Genomic DNA, 7182 nt, shown 5'->3' on the forward strand with positions numbered 1-7182 from the left:
GCATTCTCGGCATACGGCCCATTCGCACCCGGCCCTACTCGCCTAAGACCAATGGCAAGACCGAACGCTTCATCCAGATCATGCTACGCGAATAGGCCTACGCCATACCCTTCGAATCCTCCGAGAAGCGTGCCGGCGATCGCGACCGGTGGCTCTCGTGGTATAACCGGCGTAGGCCATTCGAACCCACGCGCACAGGCCCTAGCATGATCCGCGCTCCTGTCGCAGACTCCGAGGTCGGCTCCATCCTCATCGCCGTGGTCCTCATCGCCGTGGTCCTCGGCGGGGCGGTTCTGGTGCTGCGCTATCTCTGATCGGCGCGCAGGAAATCTACTGCTTCCCGACGACTTAGGCTGCTCCCAAGGAACGAAACCGCGTTCTCTGAATTTTCGTGGCGCCTGCCCGAGTAAGAGTCAGGGAAGAGGGAGTTTGCCATGGAAAAATCGAGATGCTGCGCTTCCTACTCGCCATGCTGAGCATAGGAGCCCCGTCTGCATTGCTCCACGTGTAGGAACGCTCTGCTCGAAACGCAAAAAGCGCCCCGCCGAACAACTATACCGGCGAGTGGATCTGGAAGTGCTGAGATAAAAAACGCCCCGCCGCCTCATACCGGTGGGGCGTTTGCAGACTTTCAAACTGCGATCTGTAACGCTGTCAGGATCGTAAGGACAAAAGCCTCCAGGGTGACAGCGAGGGCTATGACTTGTTCCGGCATGGCGAGTTCTCAGGCAAGCGAGGGGCCGCTGAGGGCAATGCGGATAACAGCGTTCGGTTCCAGCGCGTTATGACGGAAAACGGGGGAATTTGTCAGCGGCACATGCAGGCTTAGGGCAAGCCAGCCCCGCCGAGGATTTTGCTCAGTTCCTTCCGAAGCCGGTCACGGTCCGCAAGATGCATCCTTTGGGGTTCCTCGAACCGCTGGAGGGAGCTCCAGAGAGCCTTTTGTGTCGGCCCGTTACGCTCCAGTTCAGAGATCCGCCGCTTCTGATCGGCGATGATTTCCTCGCCAAGGGCGGCGTGTCGCTCTGCCTGCTTGAGGTGCGCTTCGACCATTGAGTGTTCCACGTGCCGCCTCGAATAGAAAGGCAGGCACTGTCGTTTTCGGCGTTATGGAGGGAGAGCAATAAAACGCGCCCCGCCGATACCATCCAACCGTCGGGCCTTGCCGATCCTGGTCGGTGCCCTACTTGGTCTCGCGGGTGACCTATCCCAGGGATGCCCTTATCCAGCCCGGTGGCCCAACCGGGCTTTTTCTTTTCCAGATCGAAAAAAACGCCGCCGATATGTCGATTGCGGGTGTGATTTTCTCCTGATCTGCGCCAGTTTCGACCCTGTCCTCCCAGCTTGGCCAGAGCGCCCTAAATGCCTTAAAACCTGCCTCGACGAAGGCGGGCATTTCAAGGGAGGACATCAAATGCGTTTTGGTATCAAGGCGCCCATGTTCGGCGCAGTAGCCATCCTTCTCGCGGCGACGCCTGCGGGGTCTGCGGTCCTTTCTAACGTCGCCGATATCGGCGATTACGGCGCGTCCGCGTCGCCGCCGTTTCAGCAGGTTTCGCACGGCGCCCCTGCCGGGGCCCGATGCATCAAGTGGACGCGCCGGTGGAATTTTAGACACGGGTTCGGCCATCGCCGTTGCGTTCAATGGCGGTAAAAACGCGGGTTCGGCGCATTGAACCGATAATCAGCAAAAAAAACGCCCGGCCTGTCCATCCGAGGTTCGGGCGTTCTCTTCGCCAGCATGGCTTGGGAATAAACTACGGCGCTCAGAGTGAATTGCAACTCGGGCTGACGGTTGCCAATTCGGCCCGAGCGCGGGCCAGCGCACTCAGGCCGTTTTGGCTGATAAAGAGGCGACTTCACCAACAAGGCTGGTATCGCCGGCTCGCCATACCGATGGCAAGCTAGACTGAATTGAGACGAATTGACGCGCGAGTGGTCGGCGCTCATATGGCGTCACGTAGAATACCCGTCCCGGTTGCGCTTAAACCGTATTCACTGTTCTGCGTTTCATACATAGGACTCAGCCTGGTAAGCGCGCAGAATGATCGACACACAAGTCTGATCCTGGGGACGGTTCTTGTCCTGCGTATCATATTGAGCGCCGAGCCAGGCGAAAGGCTCAGCCGCGCGCACTATTTCCCGCCTGCTCTTCGCCGCGGGCAGCGCATGGGGGCCGCTCAACCGCCTGGCGCTAGCCTTTGGATCGCAAGTCCATGTGGCAACCGTCGTCGATAACCCGAACCTGTAGGCGTGGACGGCTGAGAGACGCTACGTGCTCGCGCTTACAAGCGAACCGGAGCATGCGCGTGCGGCTAATCCCCGAGAGTCCAGCGACGCGCTGCAATCAGCGACCGGCAGCCTGATTGCGGGGAGTAGCGATGCCCATTTTCCTGTTGAATTCTCGCAGCTGCCCACGCCGTCCTAAGACATTGTGCAAAGGACGATCCCAGACGAAGGCCCTGACCATCCCTGAATCGGCCCCACGCGTCCCCCACGCTCGCGGCGCGGTCGAAAGATTGGGACTGTCGGGAAGGTAGCGGCGGCTGTGCCTTCGAGATTCAGCTTTCGTCGGCTCGGCCGCCTTCGCTGCTCTGGCGTAGTTGAGAAGTCGCGCTCATTCCACCTCCGACAAGTCTGATGGCAGCAAAGTTCTTTGAGTGATCATAGTGACGCCTCATTCCGCCGCCTGCACTTCCGACTATCAGCGAGGTCGGGACGCTCCAGCCGCCGCGCGAATCCTTGGGCGGCGCCTTGCCCTTCGTCAACGGCGGCTCGCCGGTGGGTGTTTCAGCAGCCATGGCCTCCGTTGATGGCGGCCACGGCGGGCGGTCTGGGCGGCGGCGAAGCCGAGCCACAAGAAACCGAACGGGGGGGAGGAAATAGAGGAACGCAGGGTCACGCATAGGCAAGCCTCCGGCTATCACCGGGAATGCCTTTCCCCGCGTTGGGTTGCGTAGTTGAAATCATGTCAGCAACGCGAATTTTGCGCACAAGAATTCATTTCCTGAACTCGAATCGAGTTTTAAACATGACGCTCAGTGCGGTTCAAACCAAAATGGCGCGGGTCGCGCTTGGCCTCACCGGGAAGCAGCTCGCCGACTTGGCTGGCGTTTCACTGAACACGGTGAATCGGTTGGAGGCCGGTGAGGAGCTGAAAGAGCGCACTGTCGCCGCCATCCGCGCGGCCCTCGAGGCGGCGGGGGTCGAGTTTGATGAGCACGACGACACCGTGTGCGTGAGGCTCAAGAAGGGACTGGCAGAATGACCCCAGTGCAGTGCCGAGAGGCGAGAGAACTACTGGGACTCACGGAGGAGCAGCTCGCCGACATGGCTGATCTGAGCGGTTCGACGGTCGCGGACTTTGAGGCGGGGCGCGGCGTCGCCGATTGCTTGGCGGATGCTCTCGAAGTGACGCTCGAAGCGGCGGGCGCCGAGTTCATCGCCGACGGCGGCGGCGCGGGCGTCCGCCTGCGCAACCGGGTCGAGCCCAAGGAGCCGGCGTCGAGCCTCGGCGCGGCGGATGGGCAATAACCGCTAGGGCCGGCAAGGGAGCACTGGCGATTGAAGCTTAAAGTTGAGATGACCCTCACGGCCGAAACGGCCCAAAAGCTCCAGCTGACTGCCGAGGGCCTTGTAGGCATGGATCTCGGCGAAGACGGGATACTCGCGGCCATGGTGCTCTTGCGCATCGTTGTCAGCTATGAACGGGCGCGCGCAACGGCCGGGGCGGACACCGGAGAGACAATCCCGTTGGAGAGACCGAGCGCACAGAAATGACGAGTGAGCCAGGTGACGTTGCCAGGGCGCTTGGCCATAAGGGTCGTGGTCTCAGACAGCGATGGTATGGTGTTTGTGCGCGTGCCAAGATCGAAAGAACCCATGAGCGATGGCCGAGCCGCTAAGCCCCACGACAATCATCGAAACGCTTCGGTCCATGGGGATTTCGGACGGGAAGCTTACTTACGAGGAATCAGCCGAAGGCTGGCGCATTCGCGCGCAAGGCGGTCTTGTTGTGCAAATGCGGAAAAATGGTGAGCTCGTGATTTCGGGGAAAAATACTCACGCTGTGCGTAGGGCGCTCGGCCTGACCGGACGTGGCAAGCTCAAGCCTTCGGCGTGATCCCAGAGAACGGCGAGGGCTCAGGAAAAAGCCCGGCGCTGGGCCGGGCGAGGCAAAAGCTTGGACCTCCGGATAACCGCCGGACTGGGGCTTTCGTTCCCCGGGCCGGCGGGGCAGGAAGGCGAAGGCTTGATACGTAGAATCCACAATTCCAGGCTAACCGGCGAGTCATACCTCCCACCCGCGCGGTAGGTTGTTCTTCGCCTCCCGCGCCGCCTGGCTAACGCAGGCGCGACGGCTGGCGGCTCCGGCTCTCTTTTAGGAGTCGCCAGCCTTCCGCCCGGTCAGTAATAAGGCCGATACCAGCCAGGAGTCCTTGGCCTGCTCCAATAGTCATAGGGACCTTGCCTGAAGGGGTGAAGATCGCATATAGCATAGGCTCCATGTGATATCGGCCTGAATAATGCAGCCTCTCCATACGGATTGGCGCAAAGCTGCCCTTGGGCGTATGATAGCCAGAACGAGCCGTTGAAACCCGCCAAGTGTAGTCGCCGTGTGATGTCTGCAGATCCTCCGTTGCGTGGTGAGATCGATATGCACGCGTGCGAGGGCGTTCGCGACGACTATCATTGCGAAGAACGCCACGGCCGCGAGCAGCACCGTTTTTTATCATTCGCATGTCCGCTCCTTTCCTCATTCACGTCCCAATGCCGAAGCGTTGTCACTATCCACTCTCGCGTCTGGAGATGTCCCTGTCTCGCAGTTCTGAGCGCTCGGGGCGAATTTAGCATAAGCTTTTGGCGCAATCGCCACGGCGGTTCGCACAGGAGAAGCCTTTCCTATGTTGTTCGCGATCAGCCGAGCCATGGCTTGGTCGCGTGATTCTGCGGTGCGCCCACCCAAAATGACAGCGACCAGGTTGCGTCCTTTTCTACGGACGGACGCCAGGAGGTTGTAGCCCGAAGCGCGGATGAAGCCGGTCTTGATGCCGTCCATTCCATTAAGCTTCCCGAGCAGGTGATTGTGGTTCCGATACACGTGGCCGCGATAAGCGAAGTCGCGAGTCGAGAAAAATCCGAAATAATTCGGGAAGTGTTCCTGAATGACGTCTCCAAGAGTCGCCAGGTCTTTGGCTGTGGTGACTTGTCCTTCGCTAGGGAGCCCCGAGGCGTTTGAAAAATATGTGCGGCTCATGCCTATCGCATGAGCTTTAGCGGTCATCATATGCGCGAATGTCTGCTCGTCGCCGCCGATCTCCTCGGCGATTGCTGCCGCCACGTCGTTGGCCGATTTCGTCACCACGGCTTCGATCGCGCTCCTGACGTCGATCGTCTGACCCGGAGGCAAGCCAATCTTTGAGGGAGCTTGCGCGGCGGCATGGGACGAGATTTTTATGGGCGAATCCAGCTGCAAACACCCCCTCTCTAGCTGCTCGAACAGCAAATAGAGAGTCATGACCTTCGTGATGGAGGCCGGGTGGCGTAGCTCGTCTTCGTTCCGAGCAAATAGGGTTCGGCCGCTGTTTGCGTCTAGCACGATGGCTGCAAAGGCGGATTGTCCAGCTCCATGGTGCGTCTTACGTAGGGGGACGTGTAAGGCCGAATGATAGGGCCTGTGCGGCGCGACTATTGACGATCGCGCCTCGCAGGTCATCGTGAAGACAGCCAGGGGAAAGAGGGCTGTCGCAAGGGCCAAGATAAGTCTCAACATTGCGGCGCAACTCCGGGAGGTCAGCAGCACGTATTTTAGCGCGCCTTGGTTCAGCAACCCGGATGCAAATCTCTACGCTTCTTACCGCGAAGCTCGCCGCAAGCATGCTCATCGGCACGCTTTCGGTATCAATACGCCGTCGCCGCGGGTGCGGGTGCGGTTTCGGTTAGGACTTTGTCGGATTGGAGCGCGATTGGGGCTTCGATTGGTGCTGCTGTAGCCGCTGGGCCTGCGGGCAATAGTGTTCTGAATATCGGAGCTGACACGGCTACTCATCCTGCCCTCCGCTGCATCGCTGAAGAGTAGCGCTTCTAATCGGTGGTGACGCGAGGAAACACAATTCGAGCTCCAGTAGATCGCCTCAGAGCGTGCGCAATTTGCAGGGGAACTGCCATCGCTCCAGGCAAGTTTTGTTGGCGACAGCGCTTGGTCTTCAAGGGGACCCCTTCGGTGCTGTGGAGGCGGCGAGAGGAAACAACGATGAGTGGACGAGACAACTTGAATCTTATGCCAGTGGTTTGGATTGTCTGCATAGCGGCAGTTGGCACGGGTTTTGCCATCTGGATGGCGGGGTGAACCAAACAAAAGGCGTAGAGAATTATGCCGGCCTTCGCCCTAAAGGGATTGAAGGGAGTTAGTGCGCCCGACCTCGACTCAGTGCGCTCATTTTTTGCGCCCCTCCAGAATATCCGAAAGCATAATTTCGCCGATCAAGTCTTCTGAGCCGTCGAGTTTATGGCGCTTTCATAGTCGACCACTTCGAGCGCCGCCATTTTGGGGTCGACCACCTTCCAGAACAACACGCGTCAACATCGACCGATACCGTATCTTAGGTGAGCGCCTTTTCTGCCTTGAACGCGGTGGTGATCACAGGAATGTCAATCCAATCGGCGACGACGTCGATAATCAGAATGATGAGGAACAGCCGGGGGCCTTAAGAGCGCTAAAGCGCCCAAGGTGCGGAACCACGACCCGTTCCCATTGAGGCGATCTTGATTGAATAGGCGACGATCAAGGCAGCCATTGCTGAGCCTGATTCCGAGCCGTACGCTGGGTTGGTCAAGAAGCACGGGCGTAGTGCGGACCGCCCAACGTGGCTCGAGAATACAGCAGCGATTCCAGCTGAGTGGCTTCCTGCCTCAGACCTCGGGCCGGGGCGACACGGCCCCGATGCAGGAGGATGATCGTCGACGAGATCGTGCGTTACGAGCACGACCGTTTTGGAGAGGCTTTGGAAGATGCCCTTGAGCTGATCCTGCAACTCGGCGCATCGGGTCGAGCGCGCCGAGAGGTTCGTCCATCAGAAGAATGTCGGGGTCGAGCATCAAGGCGCGCATCAGCGAGACGCGTTGTCGCTGACCGCCCGAGAGCTCCAGCGGATAACGATCAAGGGCCGGCAGAGCCATGCT

8 protein-coding genes and 1 pseudogene are annotated in these 7182 nt (G+C 59.6%); 5 read left to right on the plus strand and 4 right to left on the minus strand.

Annotated features, from left to right (window positions below):
- A pseudogene (locus tag ACR652_RS20895) lies at positions 1-92 on the plus strand (integrase core domain-containing protein); the annotation flags it as partial.
- Positions 93-825: 733 nt separating this feature from the next.
- Here the strand turns inward: ACR652_RS20895 and ACR652_RS20900 are convergent.
- Both ACR652_RS20900 and ACR652_RS20905 read right to left on the minus strand, forming a co-directional pair.
- Complete coding sequence (locus tag ACR652_RS20900) at positions 826-1053, minus strand: hypothetical protein (protein ID WP_434508402.1); 228 nt, start codon at positions 1051-1053, stop codon at positions 826-828.
- Positions 1054-1204: 151 nt separating this feature from the next.
- The gene (locus tag ACR652_RS20905; RefSeq protein WP_434508403.1) at positions 1205-1630 is read right to left on the minus strand and encodes a hypothetical protein; all 426 of its coding nucleotides are present in this window, start codon (positions 1628-1630) and stop codon (positions 1205-1207) included.
- A gap of 1401 nt (positions 1631-3031) precedes the next feature.
- Between ACR652_RS20905 and ACR652_RS20910 the strand changes: the two genes are divergently transcribed.
- From ACR652_RS20910 to ACR652_RS20925, 4 genes are all read left to right on the plus strand, one after another.
- Complete coding sequence (locus ACR652_RS20910; protein ID WP_434508404.1) at positions 3032-3268, plus strand: helix-turn-helix transcriptional regulator; 237 nt, start codon at positions 3032-3034, stop codon at positions 3266-3268.
- Positions 3265-3534 (plus strand): helix-turn-helix transcriptional regulator, encoded by a 270-nt coding sequence (locus ACR652_RS20915; protein ID WP_434508405.1) that lies wholly within the window; start codon positions 3265-3267, stop codon positions 3532-3534. Before ACR652_RS20910 ends, ACR652_RS20915 begins: the two co-directional genes overlap by 4 nt.
- 30 nt (positions 3535-3564) lie before the next feature.
- Positions 3565-3780 (plus strand): hypothetical protein, encoded by a 216-nt coding sequence (locus ACR652_RS20920; protein WP_434508406.1) that lies wholly within the window; start codon positions 3565-3567, stop codon positions 3778-3780.
- A gap of 109 nt (positions 3781-3889) precedes the next feature.
- Positions 3890-4123, plus strand: a complete 234-nt coding sequence (locus ACR652_RS20925) for a hypothetical protein (RefSeq protein ID WP_434508407.1) — start codon at positions 3890-3892, stop codon at positions 4121-4123.
- 633 nt (positions 4124-4756) lie between these two features.
- On the opposite strand, the gene ACR652_RS20930 is transcribed toward ACR652_RS20925, so the two are convergent.
- Positions 4757-5773: a D-alanyl-D-alanine carboxypeptidase family protein gene (locus tag ACR652_RS20930; protein WP_434508408.1), complete on the minus strand. Its 1017-nt coding sequence runs from the start codon at positions 5771-5773 to the stop codon at positions 4757-4759.
- Positions 5774-6912: 1139 nt separating this feature from the next.
- A partial coding sequence (locus ACR652_RS20935; protein ID WP_434508409.1) for an ATP-binding cassette domain-containing protein occupies positions 6913-7182 on the minus strand: 270 nt, incomplete at its 5' end.

It is taken from the genome of Methylocystis sp., assembly GCF_051061225.1.
Lineage (GTDB): Bacteria > Pseudomonadota > Alphaproteobacteria > Rhizobiales > Beijerinckiaceae > Methylocystis.

Bases quoted from the DNA above. Each gene is read 5' to 3' on its own strand.
- ACR652_RS20900 (WP_434508402.1), bottom strand. From the start codon at position 1,053: ATGGTCGAAGCGCACCTCAAGCAGGCAGAGCGACACGCCGCCCTTGGC.
- ACR652_RS20905 (WP_434508403.1), bottom strand. From the start codon at position 1,630: ATGGCCGAACCCGTGTCTAAAATTCCACCGGCGCGTCCACTTGATGCA.
- ACR652_RS20910 (WP_434508404.1), top strand. From the start codon at position 3,032: ATGACGCTCAGTGCGGTTCAAACCAAAATGGCGCGGGTCGCGCTTGGC.
- ACR652_RS20915 (WP_434508405.1), top strand. From the start codon at position 3,265: ATGACCCCAGTGCAGTGCCGAGAGGCGAGAGAACTACTGGGACTCACG.
- ACR652_RS20925 (WP_434508407.1), top strand. From the start codon at position 3,890: ATGGCCGAGCCGCTAAGCCCCACGACAATCATCGAAACGCTTCGGTCC.
- ACR652_RS20930 (WP_434508408.1), bottom strand. From the start codon at position 5,773: ATGTTGAGACTTATCTTGGCCCTTGCGACAGCCCTCTTTCCCCTGGCT.